The 18790-nt window shown below is 49.2% G+C and carries 21 protein-coding genes and 1 riboswitch; of the genes, 19 read left to right on the forward strand and 2 right to left on the reverse strand.

Annotated elements, in window-relative coordinates; all coding sequences use genetic code 11:
- Positions 1-41 precede the first annotated feature (41 nt).
- Positions 42-1052 carry a sigma-70 family RNA polymerase sigma factor gene (locus MOZ60_RS02720; RefSeq protein ID WP_108775180.1) on the forward strand — a complete coding sequence of 337 codons (1011 nt, stop codon included), beginning with the start codon at positions 42-44 and terminating at the stop codon, positions 1050-1052.
- 59 nt (positions 1053-1111) lie between these two features.
- Positions 1112-1762, forward strand: coding sequence for a phosphatase PAP2 family protein (locus tag MOZ60_RS02725; RefSeq protein WP_370595558.1), 651 nt, complete (start codon positions 1112-1114; stop codon positions 1760-1762).
- Between the two features lie 3 nt (positions 1763-1765).
- Here the strand turns inward: MOZ60_RS02725 and MOZ60_RS02730 are convergent, their stop codons facing one another.
- Positions 1766-3121: an FAD-dependent oxidoreductase gene (locus tag MOZ60_RS02730; protein WP_370595559.1), complete on the reverse strand. Its 1356-nt coding sequence runs from the start codon at positions 3119-3121 to the stop codon at positions 1766-1768.
- Positions 3122-3215: 94 nt separating this feature from the next.
- Here MOZ60_RS02730 and MOZ60_RS02735 point away from each other — a divergent pair, with 94 nt between their 5' ends.
- The 5 genes from MOZ60_RS02735 to MOZ60_RS02755 all read left to right on the forward strand — a co-directional run bounded on the left by MOZ60_RS02735 (position 3216) and on the right by MOZ60_RS02755 (position 7316).
- Positions 3216-4550: a class I adenylate-forming enzyme family protein gene (locus tag MOZ60_RS02735; RefSeq protein WP_370595560.1), complete on the forward strand. Its 1335-nt coding sequence runs from the start codon at positions 3216-3218 to the stop codon at positions 4548-4550.
- Positions 4550-4804, forward strand: coding sequence for an acyl carrier protein (locus tag MOZ60_RS02740; RefSeq protein WP_370595561.1), 255 nt, complete (start codon positions 4550-4552; stop codon positions 4802-4804). Before MOZ60_RS02735 ends, MOZ60_RS02740 begins: the two co-directional genes overlap by 1 nt.
- Complete coding sequence (locus MOZ60_RS02745) at positions 4797-5513, forward strand: acyl-[acyl-carrier-protein] thioesterase (RefSeq protein ID WP_370595562.1); 717 nt, start codon at positions 4797-4799, stop codon at positions 5511-5513. The genes MOZ60_RS02740 and MOZ60_RS02745 overlap by 8 nt, the downstream gene beginning before the upstream one ends.
- 66 nt (positions 5514-5579) lie before the next feature.
- A complete protein-coding gene (locus tag MOZ60_RS02750) occupies positions 5580-5990 on the forward strand; it encodes a peptide deformylase (protein WP_370595563.1) in 411 nt (136 codons plus the stop codon).
- An 89-nt stretch (positions 5991-6079) separates the two neighbouring features.
- A riboswitch (cyclic di-GMP riboswitch) is annotated at positions 6080-6156 on the forward strand.
- Between the two features lie 50 nt (positions 6157-6206).
- Positions 6207-7316: a GGDEF domain-containing protein gene (locus MOZ60_RS02755; protein WP_370595564.1), complete on the forward strand. Its 1110-nt coding sequence runs from the start codon at positions 6207-6209 to the stop codon at positions 7314-7316.
- Here the strand turns inward: MOZ60_RS02755 and MOZ60_RS02760 are convergent.
- Positions 7306-7614, reverse strand: a complete 309-nt coding sequence (locus MOZ60_RS02760) for a holo-ACP synthase (RefSeq protein ID WP_370595565.1) — start codon at positions 7612-7614, stop codon at positions 7306-7308. The genes MOZ60_RS02755 and MOZ60_RS02760 overlap by 11 nt on opposite strands.
- Positions 7615-7659: 45 nt before the next feature.
- Here MOZ60_RS02760 and MOZ60_RS02765 point away from each other — a divergent pair, with 45 nt between their 5' ends.
- The 12 genes from MOZ60_RS02765 (at position 7660) to MOZ60_RS02820 (ending at position 18643) form a co-directional block, all read left to right on the forward strand.
- Complete coding sequence (locus tag MOZ60_RS02765; RefSeq protein ID WP_370595566.1) at positions 7660-8823, forward strand: alanyl-tRNA editing protein; 1164 nt, start codon at positions 7660-7662, stop codon at positions 8821-8823.
- A complete protein-coding gene (locus MOZ60_RS02770; RefSeq protein ID WP_370595567.1) occupies positions 8816-9475 on the forward strand; it encodes an HAD-IA family hydrolase in 660 nt (219 codons plus the stop codon). The genes MOZ60_RS02765 and MOZ60_RS02770 overlap by 8 nt, the downstream gene beginning before the upstream one ends.
- 12 nt (positions 9476-9487) lie before the next feature.
- Positions 9488-10900, forward strand: coding sequence for a glycoside hydrolase family 1 protein (locus tag MOZ60_RS02775; RefSeq protein ID WP_277645669.1), 1413 nt, complete (start codon positions 9488-9490; stop codon positions 10898-10900).
- Between the two features lie 296 nt (positions 10901-11196).
- Positions 11197-12846 carry an ABC transporter substrate-binding protein gene (locus MOZ60_RS02780; RefSeq protein WP_370595568.1) on the forward strand — a complete coding sequence of 550 codons (1650 nt, stop codon included), beginning with the start codon at positions 11197-11199 and terminating at the stop codon, positions 12844-12846.
- A gap of 162 nt (positions 12847-13008) precedes the next feature.
- Positions 13009-13974, forward strand: a complete 966-nt coding sequence (locus MOZ60_RS02785) for an ABC transporter permease (RefSeq protein ID WP_108775166.1) — start codon at positions 13009-13011, stop codon at positions 13972-13974.
- 10 nt (positions 13975-13984) lie between these two features.
- Positions 13985-14887, forward strand: a complete 903-nt coding sequence (opp4C, locus tag MOZ60_RS02790; protein WP_108775165.1) for an oligopeptide ABC transporter permease — start codon at positions 13985-13987, stop codon at positions 14885-14887.
- Between the two features lie 15 nt (positions 14888-14902).
- Positions 14903-15895, forward strand: coding sequence for an ABC transporter ATP-binding protein (locus tag MOZ60_RS02795; RefSeq protein WP_277010245.1), 993 nt, complete (start codon positions 14903-14905; stop codon positions 15893-15895).
- On the forward strand, positions 15892-16899 hold the full coding sequence (locus MOZ60_RS02800; RefSeq protein WP_370595569.1) for an ABC transporter ATP-binding protein: 1008 nt from the start codon (positions 15892-15894) through the stop codon (positions 16897-16899). Before MOZ60_RS02795 ends, MOZ60_RS02800 begins: the two co-directional genes overlap by 4 nt.
- A 3-nt stretch (positions 16900-16902) precedes the next feature.
- A complete protein-coding gene (locus MOZ60_RS02805) occupies positions 16903-17187 on the forward strand; it encodes a hypothetical protein (protein WP_277010242.1) in 285 nt (94 codons plus the stop codon).
- 66 nt (positions 17188-17253) lie between these two features.
- On the forward strand, positions 17254-17895 hold the full coding sequence (ispD, locus tag MOZ60_RS02810) for a 2-C-methyl-D-erythritol 4-phosphate cytidylyltransferase (protein WP_370595570.1): 642 nt from the start codon (positions 17254-17256) through the stop codon (positions 17893-17895).
- Complete coding sequence (locus MOZ60_RS02815; RefSeq protein ID WP_370595571.1) at positions 17892-18038, forward strand: hypothetical protein; 147 nt, start codon at positions 17892-17894, stop codon at positions 18036-18038. Before ispD ends, MOZ60_RS02815 begins: the two co-directional genes overlap by 4 nt.
- Positions 18039-18094: 56 nt before the next feature.
- The gene (locus tag MOZ60_RS02820; RefSeq protein ID WP_510969404.1) at positions 18095-18643 is read left to right on the forward strand and encodes a DEAD/DEAH box helicase family protein; all 549 of its coding nucleotides are present in this window, start codon (positions 18095-18097) and stop codon (positions 18641-18643) included.
- Positions 18644-18790: the final 147 nt, after the last annotated feature.

Consider the following 18790-nt stretch of genomic DNA (forward strand, 5'->3'; position numbering starts at 1 on the left):
GGAAGCGCTGCCTCCCTTTTTGAAATGAGGACGATGCTGTGATGGATGAAGAAAAGAACGAAAACGAAGAAGCCGAAGTTGAAGACGAGGACCTGAATTTTGATGAGGATGATGCTCAGGAAGATGAGGATCTGAACGATGGTGAAGATGTCAGTGAGGATGATGGGCAGCAGTTGGATCTGGAGAGTTCAAGTGCGGATATCACACTGAACAGTACGGATGCGGTGCACAATTATCTGAAGCGGATTGGTACGATTCCTCTGTTGACGCCGGAGCAGGAGCAGGATCTTGCGATTAAGGCGGCTAATGGGGATGAGGCTGCCCGTGATATGCTGGTGACATCGAATCTGCGTCTGGTGGTTTCGGTTGCCAAGCGTTACAGTGGTTTTAATATGTCGTTCATGGATCTGATCCAGGAGGGCAATATCGGCCTGATGAAGGCTGTCTCCAAGTTTGATTATACGAAGGGTTTCAAGCTTTCTACGTATGCGACATGGTGGATCCGCCAGGCCATTACCCGTGCCATTGCGGACCATTCCCGCAATATTCGTATTCCGGTGCATGTCAATGAGACGCTGCATAAGATCCATAAGACCAGAAGACAGCTGTCCCAGGAGCTGGGCCGTGAGCCTTCTCTGGAAGAGATTGCCGCCAAGATGGATGATATGACCGCAGAGAAGATTGCTGAGATTGAGAAGATGGCAAGTGATACGGTATCTCTGGAAACACCGATTGGTGAGGAGAATGACACTTCTCTTGGTGATCTGATCCGGGATGAGCATACGATGACACCGTCTCAGTATGCGGAGGCCAATGCCCTGCATGATCAGATTTTCATGTTGCTGGATACATTGACAGACCGTGAAAAGACGGTGCTGATCAAGCGGTTTGGCCTGGATGGCAATGAGCCGATGACGCTGGAAGAGGTTGGCCGTGAGATGGATGTGACAAGAGAGCGCATCCGTCAGATTGAGAAAAAGGGCCTGACCAAGCTCAAGCATGCGACCAGATCCCGTCATCTGCAGCCGTTCATGGATTCTGCGGACGCTTAAAAGACAGATCTCTGCATTTGCAGAGATTTTTTCTTTTGCCGCTGTGCTACAATCCTGTCATGCGCGAAAAGCTGGTAAAACATCCGATCCTGGTCAATCTGGTTCTCTGGGGCTTCTATTACTTCTGCTTCACCAGAGTCGAGAAATATGTCACCGTACCAAAGCTCATCATGCACTGCCGGCTGGATGATCTGATTCCGTTTGTACCGCAGATGATCTGGTTCTATGTGCTGTGGTTTCCCTATATTGCTTTGACTTTGTTCTGGTTTTTGAAGAAGGAGAAACGTTCCTCCTTCTGGCGTCTTTCTTTGTCCTGCGTCATTGCAATGATGCTTACCTTACTGTTCTATTGCCTGGTGCCAAATGGCACCGATATCCGGCCTTCTGCTGTCTCTGGAAATTCGCTGTCTGTTGCCATGATGAGAAGCATCTGGGCAGCGGATACACCCAACAATGTATTTCCCAGCATCCATGTCTTTATCTCGCTGATGATTGATGGTTACTGGCAGTCTTCTCAGGCTGCGCAAAGACATCCCTGCATCAAGTGGATCTCTCATATCATTGCGCTGATGATCTGCGCGGCAACGGTGTTTGTCAAACAGCACAGTGTGCTGGATGTGCTGGGCGGCATTGTGGTGGCACTCATTGTTCTGTGTGTTGACCGTCATCTTGCCCATAAAGAAAAGGAAGGGCAGTGCCCTTCCCGTTAATGATCAGAAGAATCTGTCGACCAGTTCTTTTGAATATTCCGCTGTTTCGTCCATGTCGCCAAAGGACATGACCTCTCCGGCATAGAATGTATTGTACTTATCCTGCATGGCTTCAACTTCCTCATACCAGCCATTGCTGTAATCCTGGCTTGAAACATGCGGGAAGTAATACCAGTCTTCTTCCCTGATGACTTCTGTGGCAGGGGTGGCCATGGTTTCCAAGTCGGCAAGCACGGTCTTCTTGCATACATCATAGGGGACCTCACGCATATCCTGATGATTGCGCAGGGCATAGGTTGTCAGCGGCTGGGTATCATCATCGCGCCATCTTCTGTACAGAACCATCAGGTGGCCGAGGCGCTCTTTCACCATGTTTTCAAAGATGTAATAGGACATGACCGGCTGATGCTGGGGCTTTGTTTTGATCGCCATCACATCATATTCTTCATGGATGATCTTATTGAAATGTTCTGTTTCATCATCTCTGGCATCCGCATACTGAACAAACTGATCCAGCGGGGAAGTGACAATCAGCTTGTCATACTCCTCTTCCTGACCATTGACAGTAAGATAAACTTTGCCGTCTCTTCTTTCCACCCTGGTGATGGAAGAATTCAGTCTGGCACTGTGTTTCAGCTTATCATTAAGATGTTCCCAGATGGACTGTGTACCGTCTTTCCATGTCCACAGATTCAGTTTGACGAAATCCATGGTCGTGCGGAAATCAAGGTATTTCAGCACATAGGCAGCGGGTATTTCATCGAAGTAGCCGTAGCCGAAAGATGTGAACGGGCCGATCCAGATATCCATGACCGGTTCAATGTGGTTGAGGGCACAGAACTGTGAGAACGGCAGGCAGAGATCCTTGAGATTTTCGTTGGTGCCGGAAACAGGCTTGCGTTCACTGGTGACTTCAAAGCCGTCATATCTGCCCTGGGAAACACCGCGGTGTCCGTTGACATCATAGCCCTTGTACTTTGTCTCAAGAAGTTCTCCCAATGTCTTGACGGCCTTCTTCATGGCCAGCAGGTGGGGAAGCTTCAGAGGGTTCTTTTTCGGATTGAAAGGCTCTATTGTTCTGCCCTGTTTGTTGCGGTATTCGCGGATGAGGTTTGGTCCGTCATGGGTGATGCCGCAGAATTCCTCGACATCATGCACGGCATAGTAGGTAGGAACGCCCATGATGGCGCCCATTTCGTAGCGTCTTTCACCATAGTGAGGGGAGCTGCACTTGCCGCCGACATGATCGCTTCTTTCCAGAATGGAATAGTTTTCATATCCCTTCTGTTCGAGGTACATACCTGCTGAAAGTCCGGCAGGTCCGCCGCCAATAATAGCGATGCGAATGTTATGATCCATTGTTGTTCTCCTTACCCTTTCGGGGTTTACAAGCAATGCTTGCTAAAAAATCCACAAAGATATGTTATAGTACTTTCAGGATGGAAACAAGGACATGATCATTGAAAATGCGAATATGTCTGACATGATCAGCAAAATGTCAGGAAAAAATGGTGATTATCCTGCCTTTGTGTGTGAGGAGAACGGTGAGCGGACAGTGCATACGTACCGCTGTTTTGCCAGTGATGTGAAGAATCGTGCCGCAGCGCTGAAAGAGCAGGGACATACATGCATTGGCATTGTCTGCAGGCTGGGCTATGAAACAATTGTTGAGATTTTCGCGGCAAATCTTGCCGGTCTGCAGGTGGTGATGCTTTCTCCTGCTCTGTCTGGTGATCAGATACAGAATCTGATCATGCGAATGGATATTGACTGCCTTTATGGCCGCCAGGGACACTTTGATTTTGCCAGTGGTGTGCACGATGGCGCTGACCGGATTCTGTTCTTTACTTCCGGTACAACGTCTTCTTCACGGGCGGTTGTGCTGACCGGGACTTCGCTTGTCAAAGCTGCCTGGAATGGCTCCTGGAGTCTTCCTCTGCGGCGGGATGATATCCTGCTGTGCCTGCTTCCTCTGGATCATGTCTTTGGCTTTGTCTGCGGCATCCTGTGGGGACTTAACTGCGGATGCACGGTTGCCCTTGGCAGAGGCCGGCGGCATCTTGGGGATGACGGCATGTTTTTTCAGCCGACCGTCGTGTCGCTTGTGCCGGCGCTGTTTTCCTTCTGGCTCAGACGCAGGCTGTTTCCTGACAGCCTGCGGCAGATTCTGATCGGAGGTGCTGCCTGTGATCCTGCTCTGATTGCAAGAGCACGGGAAATCGGACTGAATGTTGCCTTTGGCTATGGTCTGAGTGAGACAAGCTCCGGTGCGGCAATCAGCGTGAACGAGGATCCTGCGGCGATGTCGGTATGCATTGCGGATGAGATCATGCTGGCAGATGACGGGGAGATCCTCATACGCAGCGAAGCCTGCATGATGCAGGGCTATTACAGGGATCCTGTGCATACGGCAGAGGTATTGCGGGACGGTGTGCTGCATACAGGAGACCTTGGCAGTTTTGATGACAGGGGCAGACTGCATATCCTTGGCCGCAGGAAGGAAATGATCGTGCTGGAAGATGGCACCAAGATCTTTCTGCCGGAGTATGAAAAGATGCTTGGCGATGCCCTGGGGGATCAGGAAGCTGCTCTGGTGATGAAGAATAACCGGCTTGTGCTTGTCTATGGGGGCAGCAGGACTAAGATGGAAGTAGATGAGATTCTTGACAGGGTGATGCGGGATGTGCCGTATTCACACCGCATTCAGGATGTGGTGATGCTGGGACATGCGCTGCCCCGCACGGCCAATGGCAAAGTCAGGCGTTATCTGATCATGGAGGAATTGTGATGACAAGGGAAGAAATTGTGGAAAGTGTGATTCAGGTTGTACGGCAGAATGTTCCGGAGCTTGCACAGGGGACTATGGATGCAGGTACACGGCTGAATACTGAGACAAATATGGATTCGATGGGCTTTATTCTGGTGATGACAAAGCTGGAAGGCATGTATGGGGTGAAGATCCCGGATGCGGAATGGGACAGGATTGTGTCTGTTGGTGATGCTGCGGATGCCATTCTGAGACATATGGAGTTACATGATTGAAAGAGAAATCACGTTACAGAACAAAGACGTCAACATGTTTTCCGTAATGCGTCTTTCCCGTCTGTATGAATATCTGCAGGAGGTATCGATACTGGATGCAGAACAGCTTGGGGCTGGTGAAAAGGCTACCCGGGACAGAGGAATTCTCTGGGTTGTTGTGCAGCAGCGCACAGAGATTGCAAGGCTGCCGAAGTATGGGGAACATGTCTGTATTTCCTCATGGCCGGGCACGTGTGTACATGTACTGTTTCCCCGCTATTATGAACTAACGGATGATCATGGCAGTGTTCTTGTCAGAGGCAGTGCGCTGTGGGCACTCATGGATGCGGGCACCCGGAAGGTGATCTTTCCGGAGCGAAGGAATATTGCTGTGCCGGGAGATGAAAGAAGCGGGCAGGCACCGCTTCCTGATCAGGTAAAGGCCCAGGATACTTTGCAGAAGCGTGTTTTTTCTGTGCCTTTTTCGTGGTGTGATATGAATGGCCATATGAATAATGCCCGTTACCTGGATCTGTGCGATGATCTGCTTGTACATGCTGAGAAAGGGATTGTTCCGATGCGGATTGAATGTGAGTACCGGACGGAGGCACGGCTGCATCAGCAGATTGAGGCCGCATGGAGGGAAGAAGAGGACCATGCCTATTTGCAGCTGAATCATGAACGGTGTATCTGCCGAATTTCTCTGGACTATGCACACATTTCCCAGTAGTAACGGCAGACAGATTCTTCTATTATTAATAAAGGGATATCAGCATAGAAAAAGGAGGATTTGTTTATGATCAGAACAATTGTCCGTGATCCGCTGCTGCTGCAGATGAAGGCACGCAAGGCATCATCCAATGATATCGCTTTGGCTTGTGATATGGCGGATACGCTGGATGCCAACCGGGAGAATTGTGCCGGCATTGCCGCTAACATGGTTGGTGAGAATGTGGCCATCATCTGTGTGATGATTGGCTCTGTATGTACATTGTTCTTCAATCCGGAGATCACAGAGAAGAAGGAACCGTATGATGCCATGGAGGGGTGCCTGAGCCTGGACGGCCTGCGCAAAGCAAAGCGATATCAGAAGATTACGCTGCGCTTTCAGGATATGTATATGCAGTGGCATACGATGACTTACAATGGCTTTACCGCAGAAGTGATCCAGCATGAATGCGATCATCTGCAGGGAATTCTGATCTGAATGGCAGCCCGGGGAGAATCTTTTCTCTCCGGGTGATGTATAGGACTTGACGAGAACGTATTTGCGATGTACGGTACTTAGGAAACTCAAAATTTGATGAGCATAACCGAGGGAAACCCGGCGGCGCAAAGCTAACAGGGCCTGAAAATGGCAGCCAGCTGCAAGATCAAATCTTTTTTTGTGCGCTAAAGGGGCGGTGAAAACATTGGAGGCACGATGGAAAGAGAGATCCGTCATCTGCTGGGACTGGAACATATCAGCCCCGCTGTATATAAAAAGATTACACGGCATAATGCCATGTGCGGCATCGGCTGTTCAATTGCCATGATGCTGTATGGAACAGGTGAACTGTTTGTGGACAGAACAAATGCGCTGAAGATCCTGTTCTGTATCATGTATCTGATCAGTATGGCAGCCGCATGCTTTCTGTGCGTCAAAACAGTGCGTCGTACATTTCGCCATCCGCTGGCAATGCAGGTGTATGGCCAGATCTGTCTTGGCGAAACAATCGTTTTCGGTATGGTAACAAGCATTGCCATGATCAATCAGGGAGATCATTTCCTGATCATGCTGTCGACGGTTGTCGGCAGTCTCTGCCTGTTCCGGATCCGGCCGATTGTTTCACTTGGCACGGTAACGGGCATTCATCTGATGATGATGCATGTCACTTCACACTATCAATTCTGGATCACCCATTCCCACTTTTCCTACATTGTCTTTCTGGTGCTCACCGAGCTGGTGTCGCTGGTCGGCTGGCATACATCCTTTTCCAATTTTGTACAGGAAGGCAACATGGCCGATGTCAATACACTGCTGCTGCAGGATAATGAGACATGGCGCAATGCCAGTGTGCGTGATTCTCTGACCGGGCTTTTCAACCGCTATGGATTAAACAGAAACACCGTGCTGTGGCGGGGACGCACCATCTGCGTCATGATGTGTGATGTGGACAATTTCAAGCATTATAACGATACATATGGACATGATGCGGGTGATCTTGTGCTGCAGTACTTTGCGGGGGCACTGAAAGAGGCATTCGGAGATAATGCCTGTTACCGCTATGGCGGCGATGAGTTCCTGGTTGTTTCAGATACTGCCCCGCTGCTGTTTATGGAGAAAGCAAAGAACGTGCAGAAAGCGCTGAAAGAAGGACGGAACTGCGGTAAAACCGGGCCGATCGGTACTTCGATGGGATTTGTGTATGGACGCTGCCGGTCTGATGTGGATCTGCCGGACTTTATCCGTCAGGCAGACCGCAAACTGTATCAAGCCAAGGAATCAGGCAAGGGTACGGTCTTATCCGGCGCTTACAGCATCAAGGAATGATCACAATGGCAATGGCATAGTCTCCATCATGGGCAATGGAGATCTGCCAGTCAGGATGGCTGTCAATATACGGACGGCCATTTTTTTTGTGCAGAATCGAATAGGAAAGCCAGCTTTGATCCTGGGTTGCTTTGAAGATGGCTTCTTTGGCCGCAAAATGGCCGCCCAGGTATTCCATGCGCCGTCTGTCTGTTTTAAGCTCTGCATATTCCATCTGTTCTTTTTCAGTCAGGATTTTGCGGATCAAAGGCTGATCTAAACGGATGCGTGAAAGCTGGACAATATCAATGCCGGTCATATGGTTCCATGATACAATGCCAAAGTAAAAAAGCGGGGAAAAAGTATGGAAATGAATGAGCTGTTTTACAGGGATGCCTATGTAAAGGAATTTGAAGGCATGGTGGTTTCCTGTGAAAAATACAAGGATGGATATGTCATTGTGCTGGATGATACAGCGTTTTATCCGGAAGGCGGCGGCCAGCCGGGTGATACTGGTTATCTGAATGAGATCGCTGTGTTTGATACAAAACGCATAGATGATCGGGTTGTCCATATGACAAAAGAACCGATTGCGACGGGAACATCGGTGCATGGCGTGCTGGACTGGAACAAGCGTTTTGCCAACATGCAGGCTCATACTGGTGAACATCTGTTCTCGGGCATCGTGCATCATCTGTATGGCTATGACAATGTCGGCTTTCATATGGGTGAAGTCATTCAGGTGGATTTCAACGGACCATTAAGCTGGAATGATGCCAGGCGTGTGGAACGGCTGGCGAATCAGGCAGTCTGGAGGAATGAACCGGTTCAGATCCAGTATCCGGATGCACAGGCATTGGCAGTGATGGACTATCGTTCCAAGAAAGAACTGCAGGGAAAGATCCGGATTGTGACAGTTGGAAATGAAGATGTGTGTGCCTGCTGCGGGACCCATGTCAGGTTTACCGGCGAGATCGGTCTGCTCAAAGTGCTGACATGTGAAAAGCACAAGGATGGTGTCAGACTGACAATGCTGGCCGGCGCAAAGGCATATGCATATATGTCGATGCTGTTTGAACAGGGACAGAAGATTTCCCATCTGTTATCAGTACCGATGGAGCAGCTGGCATCTTCTGTTGAAAAGCTGCAGGCAGAGGAGGCGGCAGCCCAGGGAAAACTGCAGCAGTTGATCAGAAATGATCTGCTGCAGAAAACGGAACAGGCAGATATCAGAGAGGGACTTGTGACTGTGTTTGGGAAAGGCGTGAATCGCAATGATCTGCGGTTTTGTGCAAAACAGTCATTACTAAGGGATGAAGTGCAGACGATTGCGGTCTGTTCTCTGGAAGCAGATGGCAGTTACAGCTATCTGATCATGAGTAAATGTCTGCCGCTTCGCGCATTATGCAGACAGTTAAATCAGCTGCTGGATGGCAGAGGCGGCGGTTCAGATGAGCTGATCCAGGGTACCTTCCGGAAAGAAAAGGATGAGATTGCGTCTGTATTGCGTGAGGTGCTGCATGGGTAAGTACGATACAGTCTTGTTTGATCTGGATGGGACGCTGACAGATTCTGCCCCTGGCATTACTGCCTGTGTGCAGAAGGCTCTGGATCATTTTGGCCTGCATTATGAGCAGAAGGATCTGACAGTGTTCGTGGGACCGCCGCTGAGAAAGATGTTTCCGCGTTTTGGCGTCAGTCAGGCGGATGTGGAAGAGGCGGTTGCAGTGTTCCGGCAGAATTATGAGGATTGGGGAAAGTACGAAAATGCACCGTATGATGGCATTGAGGCGCTGCTGTCTCATCTGTCTTCTGCCGGGATTCAGCTTGGTGTTGCGACCAGCAAGCCGGAACATCTTGCCGTGGAGATCCTGAACCGTTTTGATCTTTCAAAGTATTTTGCATTGATTGCCGGTGCCAGTCTGGATGGCAGCAGAGATACAAAGGCAGAGGTGCTGCGCTATGCTCTGCAGCAGATGAAGTATCAGCATTGCGTGCTGGTGGGAGATACGGTATATGATGCCTGCGGGGCAAAGGAGCTTGGCATTGATGCGGTTGGTGTCAGCTGGGGATTTGGCGATCTGAAGCAGATGAAAGAAGCGGGAATGCGCATCATTGTGGATACGCCGGCCCAGCTTGAAAAGATTTTGCTGGACAGTTACACTGAAAACAGACAATAAAGGAGCGAAAATATGCTGCATAAGAAATTGAAAGCTTTTCCTGAGAATTTTCTCTGGGGTGCATCCACAAGTGCGTATCAGGTAGAAGGTGCCAGTCTGGAAGATGGCAAGGGACCTTCCTGCCAGGACGTCAAGGAAGTGCCGGCTGGTACTTCTGATCTGAAGGTGTGTGCCGATGAGTACCATCATTATAAGGAAGACATTGCGCTGTTTGCGGAAATGGGCTTCAAGGTGTACCGCTTCTCCATCAGCTGGTCCCGTATGATTCCGCAGGGCACCGGTGAGGTCAATCCAAAGGGTATTGCCTATTACAACAATCTGATCAATGAGTGCCTGAAGTACAATATTGTGCCGCTGGTAACAATGTTCCACTTTGATATGCCGGCAGCACTGGATGCGCGTGGCAGCTGGTCCAATCCGGATTCGGTTGACTGGTTTGTCAACTTTGCCAAAGTCATGTTTGAAAACTTTGGTGACAGAGTGAAGTACTGGCTGACGATCAATGAGCAGAACATGCTGACACTGGTGGGACCGGTGATCGGGACGCTGCATATTCCTGCCGGCACAACCAATGTGCTGAAGGAAACATATCAGCAGAATCATCATATGCTGGTTGCCCAGGCAAAGGCGATGGCTCTGTGCCACAAGATGATTCCGGATGCCAAGATCGGTCCGGCACCGAACATTTCTCTGGTCTATGCAGCATCCTGCAAGCCTGAGGATGTGCTGGCATCCCAGAACTTCAATGCGATTCGCAACTGGCTGTATCTGGATATGGCTGTGTATGGCCGCTACAACAATCTGGTCTGGAGCTATCTGGAAGAAAATGATGCCACACCGGAATTTGCGCCGGGTGATGAAGAAGCACTGGCCAATGGCCATCCGGACTTCATTGGCTTCAACTATTATTCCACAGCTACGGTTGCCTATAGTGATGGTTCTGAGGCACTGAAAGATGGCGACCAGCAGAGTGCCGGCGGTATTCCAGGTGTCTATAAGACTGTGAAGAATCCGAATCTGCCAAGAACGGAGTTTAACTGGGAGATTGATCCAATTGGGTTCCGCAATACATTGAGAGAAGTGTATTCCCGCTATCATCTGCCGATCATCATCACCGAGAATGGTCTTGGTGCGTATGATACACTTGGCGAAGATGGAAAGATTCATGATACGTACCGTATCAACTATCTGCGCGCGCATATTGAGCAGATGCGTCTTGCGATTACCGATGGTGTTGAGATGATGGGCTATTGCCCGTGGTCTGCCATTGATCTGATTTCGACGCATGAAGGCATGCGCAAGCGCTATGGCTTTGTGTATGTTGACCGTGATGAGTTTGATTTGAAGACCATGAAGCGTTACCGCAAGGATTCGTTCTACTGGTATAAGAAGGTTATTGCCTCCAATGGTGAGGATCTCGACTGAGCGATGGCTGAAAGGGATGGAGTGTGATGCTCCATCTTTTTGTCTGCAGGGTACAGGGAAGAATAGATACTTTGTGGAAGAAAAGTTAGTTAGGTTGTACAAATCTATGCATGCATATAAGTTGAAGTCCATTTTGTAAAGATCAAACAGGAAAACATGTGGAAAACAGAATGTAAAAGTTTTCAAAAATAATGTATATGAAAATGAAAAAAGTGAAGAAATTGTGAAATTAAAGACCCCATTTCATGAAATTTGCAGTTATAATGAGCACATACTTTCTAGAGAGGAGAAAGAAAATGAAAAAGCTTGCTTCAACAGCTATGACGGCAGTTCTGGCGCTTTCCCTCGTGGGATGCGGCGGATCTTCCTCAGCAGGCACTTCAGAAAACAAGAATATTCTGAGATTCGGCCTGTCTGGACTCACTGGCACTTACAACCCGTTCATTTCCAGCACGGTATACGACAACTGGGTATGTCAGCTGATTTTCGAACCGCTGGTAACAAATGACAAGGATGGCAACTTCGTTCCTTATCTGGCGGACTGGACGGTATCTGATGATGAGAAGACCTATACCTTCACACTGAAGGATGGCATCAAGTTCTCTGATGGCAATGCCATGACTGCAGATGATGTTGCGTATTCCTTCAATCTGACAAAGGAAGATGACTATGCTGGTCCTCGTGGCGATCTGGCTGCTGCGATTGACAAGATTGATGTCATCGATGACAAGACTGTTGCTTTCACATTTACGGAAGCTTCTCCTGTCAACATTTCCAAAATTGCCGGCTATGGCATTCTGGAGAAGAGCCATTATGAGCATGACAACTGGGATGCTCTGACAGCGCTGAATACGGATCCGGTTGGTTCCGGACCACTTGTTCTGGACAGCTATGCCGCAAACCAGTATACAAATCTGAAGAAGAATGAGAATTACTGGGATTCCAGCAAGAAGCTGCAGATCGATGGTGTCTCTATGACGAACGTCACTGAGGATACAATTCTGTCTGCACTGCAGTCTGGTGAGATTGATCTCTGCCAGCCTGCTGCCAAGAAGGAAAACGTTGATGGCATCAACGGAATGGACAATGCACATCTGATTTCCTATATCGGCAATGGCTATACATATATGCAGTTCAACTGCACACCGGCTAATCCGGATACGCAGTATCATCATACAGGTGCTCTGCAGGATCAGAAGGTACGTCAGGCTCTGATGTATGCGCTGGACAGAAAGACATTCATCAAGAATGAATATGGTTCTGATGAACTCGCTTCTGTTGGTATGGCACCGTTCTCTCCGATCTCCTGGGCTTTCCCGGACAGCTCTGAGCTGAATGCGTATGATTATGATCTTGACAAGGCAAAGTCTCTGCTTGATGAGGCTGGCTGGACTGATACAGACGGTGATGGCATCCGTGACAAGGATGGCGACAAGCTTGAACTCAACTGGCTCGTTTATACGGATTCCACATGGCCTGGAACACTAGCCTCCATGGCAATTGATTCCTGGGGACAGATTGGCGTTAAGCTGAATGTTGTTCAGATGGATTTCGCAACTGTTGCGTCCACTGTTCAGGATCCTGAACCGGGTGCAAAGGACTTCGATATCTATACGATGGGCTGGCAGGTTGATATTGATCCGGATCCTACGGGCGGCATCTTCGATGCTGATGCAGGCGGAGCCGGTGGATATGACTCTTCCGGACTGTATGATGAGCGTTCTCAGGAACTGCTGCATGAAGGTGTAACTGAGTTCGATCAGACAAAGAGAGCTGATATTTACAAGGAGTGGGCTGTTCGTCAGAATGATCTGCTGGCGACTGCTGTGGTTGCTTACAGAAATGAAATCTGGGGCGTTGCCAACAGAGTCAAGGGTCTCGATGATCTGTCCGCTTACATGGATTTTACAAAGCTGATCTTCGACGTATCACTCGATCAGGCCTGATTGTCAAGGTTCCATTAGACTTCAGTACGATTACGTACTAAAATTGACTGGCATATCGGCAGTGCACCTGCAGATACAAAGTGCACTGCCGATATTTGCTTTTTTCCTTCCGTTATTCTGAAGTGCGCAGGCTGGCGGGAGAATGTGTATGAAAGGAGTATTATGAAAAACTATATCATCCGGAGACTCCTTCAGATTATCCCAGTCTTTCTGGGCATACTGCTGATTTTGTTCGTCATTATTGACCACGCGCCTGGCAGTATTACCAGTACAATGGTAAACCCGAAAATGACTGCGGAAATGAAGGCGGCTCTGCAGGAGAAGCTTGATCCGGATCTGCCGATCTATGTGAAGTTCTTCAACTGGATCGGGGAAGCGCTGAAAGGCAATCTCGGCTATTCCTACAAGCAGTACAAACCGGTAATTCAGGTGATCGGGGAGAACATTGGCTGTACGTTTGCTCTTTCACTGAGTGCTCTGATTATTTCGATGCTGATTGGCATTCCGTGCGGCATCATCAGTGCAACCAAGCAGTATTCTGCTCTTGATAACTTTCTGACCGTATTCTGCCTGATTGGACTTGCGCTGCCAACTTTCTTCTTTGGTCTTCTGCTTCTGAAGGTATTTGCTGTAGATCTTGGCTGGTTCCCTGTATTTGGCCTGGTAGATTCTACCCGTCATTTCAGCAGCGGCTTTGCCAAGGTAATGAATGAAGCATATCATCTGGTTCTGCCGGCGATTGTGCTTGGTCTTGCCCAGACGGCAAGCTTCATGCGTTATACGCGTTCCAGTATGCTTGAGGTAATTCGTTCTGATTATATCCGTACAGCCCGTGCCAAGGGTCTGTCCGAGAAGGTCGTTATCTATAAGCATGCATTCCGCAATGCCATGATTCCGATTGTGACGCTGCTGGGCTTCCAGATTCCAGGCCTGATTTCTGGTGCTGTCATGACAGAGACAATCTTCTCTCTGCCTGGTGTCGGCAAGATTTCAGTTGACTGTGTTACCAACCGTGACTATCCGCTGTTGCTGGGCATCAATGCGATTCTGAGTATTGTAACCCTGCTGTCAACGCTTGTTGCAGATCTGCTGTATGCGGCTGTGGATCCGCGTATCAAGTATGAGTAAGGAGGAAAAAATGACGGAAGAAAAACAGCTTTCCCGTGAAGAAGAAATCAAGCGGGCCGCCAAGAAGTACTCCTACTGGGGCGGTGTGTGGAGCCGGCTGAGAAAGAACAAGATGGCAATGATCTCTCTGGTGGGTCTGATCATCATTGTTCTGCTTTGCATCTTTGTGCCGATGTTCTCCAAATATACGATTTCACAGACCAACAGTGCAGAGGCAAATATGCCTCCGAGTGCAGCTCACTGGCTCGGCACGGACAAGATTGGCCGTGACCTGTGGGTCAGACTGTTTGCCGGCGGCCGTGTATCACTGGGTGTTGCTCTGTCGGTAACTGCTCTTGAGTGCGTGATCGGCGTTGTGCTTGGCTCGATCTCCGGATTCTTTGGCGGCTTTGTTGATACAGTTATCATGCGTATTTCGGAAATCTTCATGTGCTTCCCGTTCCTGATGATCTGCATCACGCTGCAGGCCGTATTTGGAAATTCGATCCGGACACTCATCGTGATCCTGGCCGTTCTTTCCTGGCCTTCCATCTGTCGTATCGTTCGCGGTCAGATCCTCTCTCTGCGTGAAATGGACTACATGGAAGCCTGCCGGGCACTGGGTATTTCCAATACAAGACAGATCTTTATTCATCTGTTCCCGAATGTCCTGGCCTATGTCATTGTCTATGTCACAATGTCCATGGCCAATGTTATTCTGACTGAGACATCCCTGTCGTTCCTTGGACTTGGCGTCAATCCGCCGACTCCGACCTGGGGCAATCTGATCCAGGAAGCGCGCAACCTGTATATTCTTCAGCAGAAGTGGTGGTACTGGGTACCGCCTGGAGTGATGATTTTCCTTTCGATTTTGTTCTTTAATATGCTTGGCGATGGTCTTCGTGATGCCATCGATCCGAAGATGCAGAAATAAGGAGGTGGCTGACTGATGACTGAAGTAAACAAGAATGAGCCGCTTCTGCAGGTGAAGCATCTGAAGACTTACTTCCATTCCAATGGAACGACAGTCAAAGCGGTGAATGATGTATCGTTTGAGGTGTATCAGGGTGAGACGCTTGGTATCGTCGGTGAGTCGGGATGCGGCAAATCGATGACATGTATGTCTCTCGCCCGTCTGGTAGAGTGCCCTCCGGGAAAGTACGAGGGCGGTGAAATCCTGCTGGATGGCAAGGATATGCTCAAGATTTCGGATGAGGAGCTGCGCCATATGCGCGGCAATAAGATCTCCTATATCTTCCAGGAGCCGATGACTTCGCTGAATCCGGTCTTTAAGATTGGCTATCAGATTTCCGAGGTGCTCCGTCTGCACCGCGGCATGGATAAGAAGCAGGCATGGCAGGCTTCGATTGAAGCTTTGGACAAGGTGAGAATTCCGAATCCGGAGCGTATTGTCAATGAGTATCCATTTGAGCTTTCCGGTGGTATGCGCCAGCGTGTCATGATTGCCATGGCTCTGGCCTGCACGCCGCAGCTGCTCGTTGCGGATGAGCCGACGACGGCTCTGGACGTTACGATTCAGGCCCAGGTTCTGGATCTGATGAACCAGCTGAAGAAGGAGCTTAATACTTCGATTATCTTTATTACGCATGATCTGAGTGTTATTGCAGAAATGGCAGACCGGGTCATGGTTATGTATGCCGGCAAGGTAGTTGAGATTGCGGATGTCAATACGATCTTTGAACGTCCGCTGCATCCGTATACGCAGGGTCTGATTGGCTCCCGTCCTGATCTGCATACCAATTCCAAGCGTCTGACGGTGATTCCGGGCAATGTACCGGATCTTTCCGAACTGCCGGAGGGCTGCTCCTTCGGACCGCGCTGTGCATTCTGTGAGCATAAGTGCCAGGAGGCAATGCCTGAGCTGGTTGAGGTTGAGCCGAAGCACTGGGTGCGCTGCTATTTCCCGGGAGGTAAGAAATGACTGAAGAAAACAAGACTTTGATTGAAGTCCGCCATTTGAAGAAATACTTCCCGATCAAGGGCGGCGTGTTCTCACGTCAGGTAGGTTCTGTCAAGGCTGTGGATGACATATCCTTTACGATTCCGGAAGGAAAGGTCATGGGTCTTGTCGGTGAATCCGGCTGCGGCAAGAGTACAACAGGCAGAACGATGCTGAATCTGATCAAGCCTACTTCTGGTGAACTGCTTTACCGCGGTGTGGATATTTACAAGCTCAAGCCGGCTGAAATGCGCAAGTACAGAACCAAGATGCAGATTGTATTCCAGGATCCGTATTCTTCTCTGAATCCGCGTCTGCCGGTCTATGACATCATTGGTGAGGCTATGCTGGAACATCATATTGTTGCCAACAAGCAGGAAATGATGTCCAAGGTATTTGAGCTGATGGATAAGTGCGGTCTGTTCCCGGAACAGGCTGGGCGTTATCCGCATCAGTTCTCTGGCGGCCAGAGACAGCGTATCTGCATTGCCAGAGCGCTGGCAGTCAATCCTGAGTTTGTCATTTGTGATGAAGCAGTATCGGCACTGGATGTTTCCATTCAGTCGCAGATCATCAACCTGCTGAAGGATCTGCAGGATGAATACAAGCTGACGTATCTGTTCATTTCACATGATCTTTCGGTTGTGAAGTTCATTTCCGATGAGGTTGGTGTCATGTACCTGGGAGAACTGGTTGAGATTGGTTCCAAGGAACAGATCTTTGATCACTTCTGTCATCCGTATACGCAGGCGCTGCTGTCTGCTGCGCCGTCGTTTGATCCGCGCAAGCGCAATAACGATAAGCGCATTATTCTGCAGGGTGATCTGCCTTCTCCGGCTAATCCTCCGAGTGGATGCCGCTTCCATACGCGCTGCCCGTATGCAACGGAACGCTGTGCAAAGGAAGTGCCGCAGGTCTATGAGGTGGAACCGGGTCATAAGGTCCGCTGCCACTTTGCCATGGATTACGCCAAGAAGGGTTTCTGATTCATGTTCTTTATCCATCGCAAACAGGTTGATGAGGATGTAGAAAAGATCCGCCAGTATACACTGGCTGAGGCTGATCCTGAGAAGCTTGCCCAGGAGATTCAGGCAGAAGAAGAGGCGAAGGAAGCAGAACGCCGCCAGCATGATGAGGCTGTCAAGGATTTTACGGCAAAGGATGTTGTGGCAATGTCCATTGCTGTGTTCCAGATCCTGCTGCCGATCTTTCTGATCATGTTTGCTGTGGCTGCCCTTGTAGTCTTTTACTTCTGGTATATGGGAATGCATTGAGGAGACAAATCGTCTCCTTTTTTGTTGTATCAGGCTTATAATCAAAGAAATAAACGGAGGAAATACATGAAATACGGGGCAGTCATTGTAGCGGCAGGAAAGGGAAGCCGCATGCACCTGGGGTTTAACAAAGTATTTGCGGATCTCAAAGATGGATGTTCCATCCTTGAACATTCCGTGCAGATTTTCCTCTCGGATCCGGATTGCGCCCAGATTGTTGTTGTTACCGATCCTGGTCAGTATTGCAAACAGTTGAAACTGCCGGAATGCGGCCGGATTACGCTTGCCTGCGGCGGCAGTACCCGTCAGGAAAGTGTATGTAATGGTCTTGAAGCAATGCTGTGTGATATTGTCATGATTCATGACGGGGCCAGACCATTCCTTTCTGCATCATCCCTTACAGCTTTAAAACAGGCAATGGAAACAGAACAGGCAGCCTGCCTGATGGTGCCATGCAAGGATACGATCAAAGTTGTCAAAGACGGCTATATCGAAGAGACTCTGCCAAGGGAATCATTGATGGCAGCCCAGACACCGCAGGTATTCCATACAAAGGATATTCTTGCCTGCATGCACAAAGCCATGACGGATGGCTATACTGGCACCGATGACTGTTCTCTGGTGGAAAAATACAGTGATATCCGCATCAGGGCTGTACAGGGGGATTATGCCAATTTCAAAGTCACTACGCCGGAGGATCTGAAGTGAGCGCCCAGAATACCGATCTGCTGACATCTTCCTCTTTGACCTATAATCGCGAGAAAGAAGTGAAGATGCTGTGTGATCCTGCCACCGGTCAGTGGCTGCAGCAGCAGAATGTCAGGCTGGTCAGTTATGCAAACCTGCATTGAGCAGAAAGGAGCTGCCTTTCTGCTTTTTTGATGGGGAAATGGCCGCATAACAGGACATATATTGGCAGGAGGAGAACAGAATGAAGTGCAGAAGATGCGGCAATGAAGATCCTGCCTGGTTTTTCCATGGCCATAAAGGATGGTACTGCCGTCGTTGCATCGGTTTTGGAAGAATGATGGCAGAAGATGAACAGGAAGGCTCCATACGTCATGAAAGCAGTATCGGAGCACAGGAATACAGTCTGAAGTATGATCTGACTCCGTGGCAGCAGAAACTGTCACAGGAATGCCGCCGGGCTATCCGGGATCAGGATGTGCTGATGGACTGTGTGTGCGGTGCTGGCAAGACCGAGCTGGTTGTGGGCGCAATTTCAGATGCATTAAGGGAAGAAAAGAGGGTGTGCTTTGCCATTGCCAGAAGACAGGTTGTGCTGGAAGTGGCCGAAAGACTGTCACAGTACTTTGTACGGGCAAAGGTTGTGGCAGTGTGCGGCGGCCATACAAATGATCTGGATGGGGATCTGATTGTGTGTACGACCCATCAGTTGTTCCGCTATGGTCATACATTTGATCTATTAATCCTGGATGAGCCGGATGCCTTTTAAAAGTTATCTGTAGCTGAACTCATAAAAATGGCTTGTTTATACGGTTTTAACGTTATTTAATAGTCAATAACGTAAATAACATAGACGGAATCCATGCAGGGAGAGGCATAGCATTTCCTGTTTTTTTTATGCCGTCTCAATCATAAA

It is taken from the genome of Grylomicrobium aquisgranense (assembly GCF_033971865.1).
GTDB classification, from domain to species: domain Bacteria; phylum Bacillota_I; class Bacilli_A; order Erysipelotrichales; family Erysipelotrichaceae; genus Bulleidia; species Bulleidia massiliensis.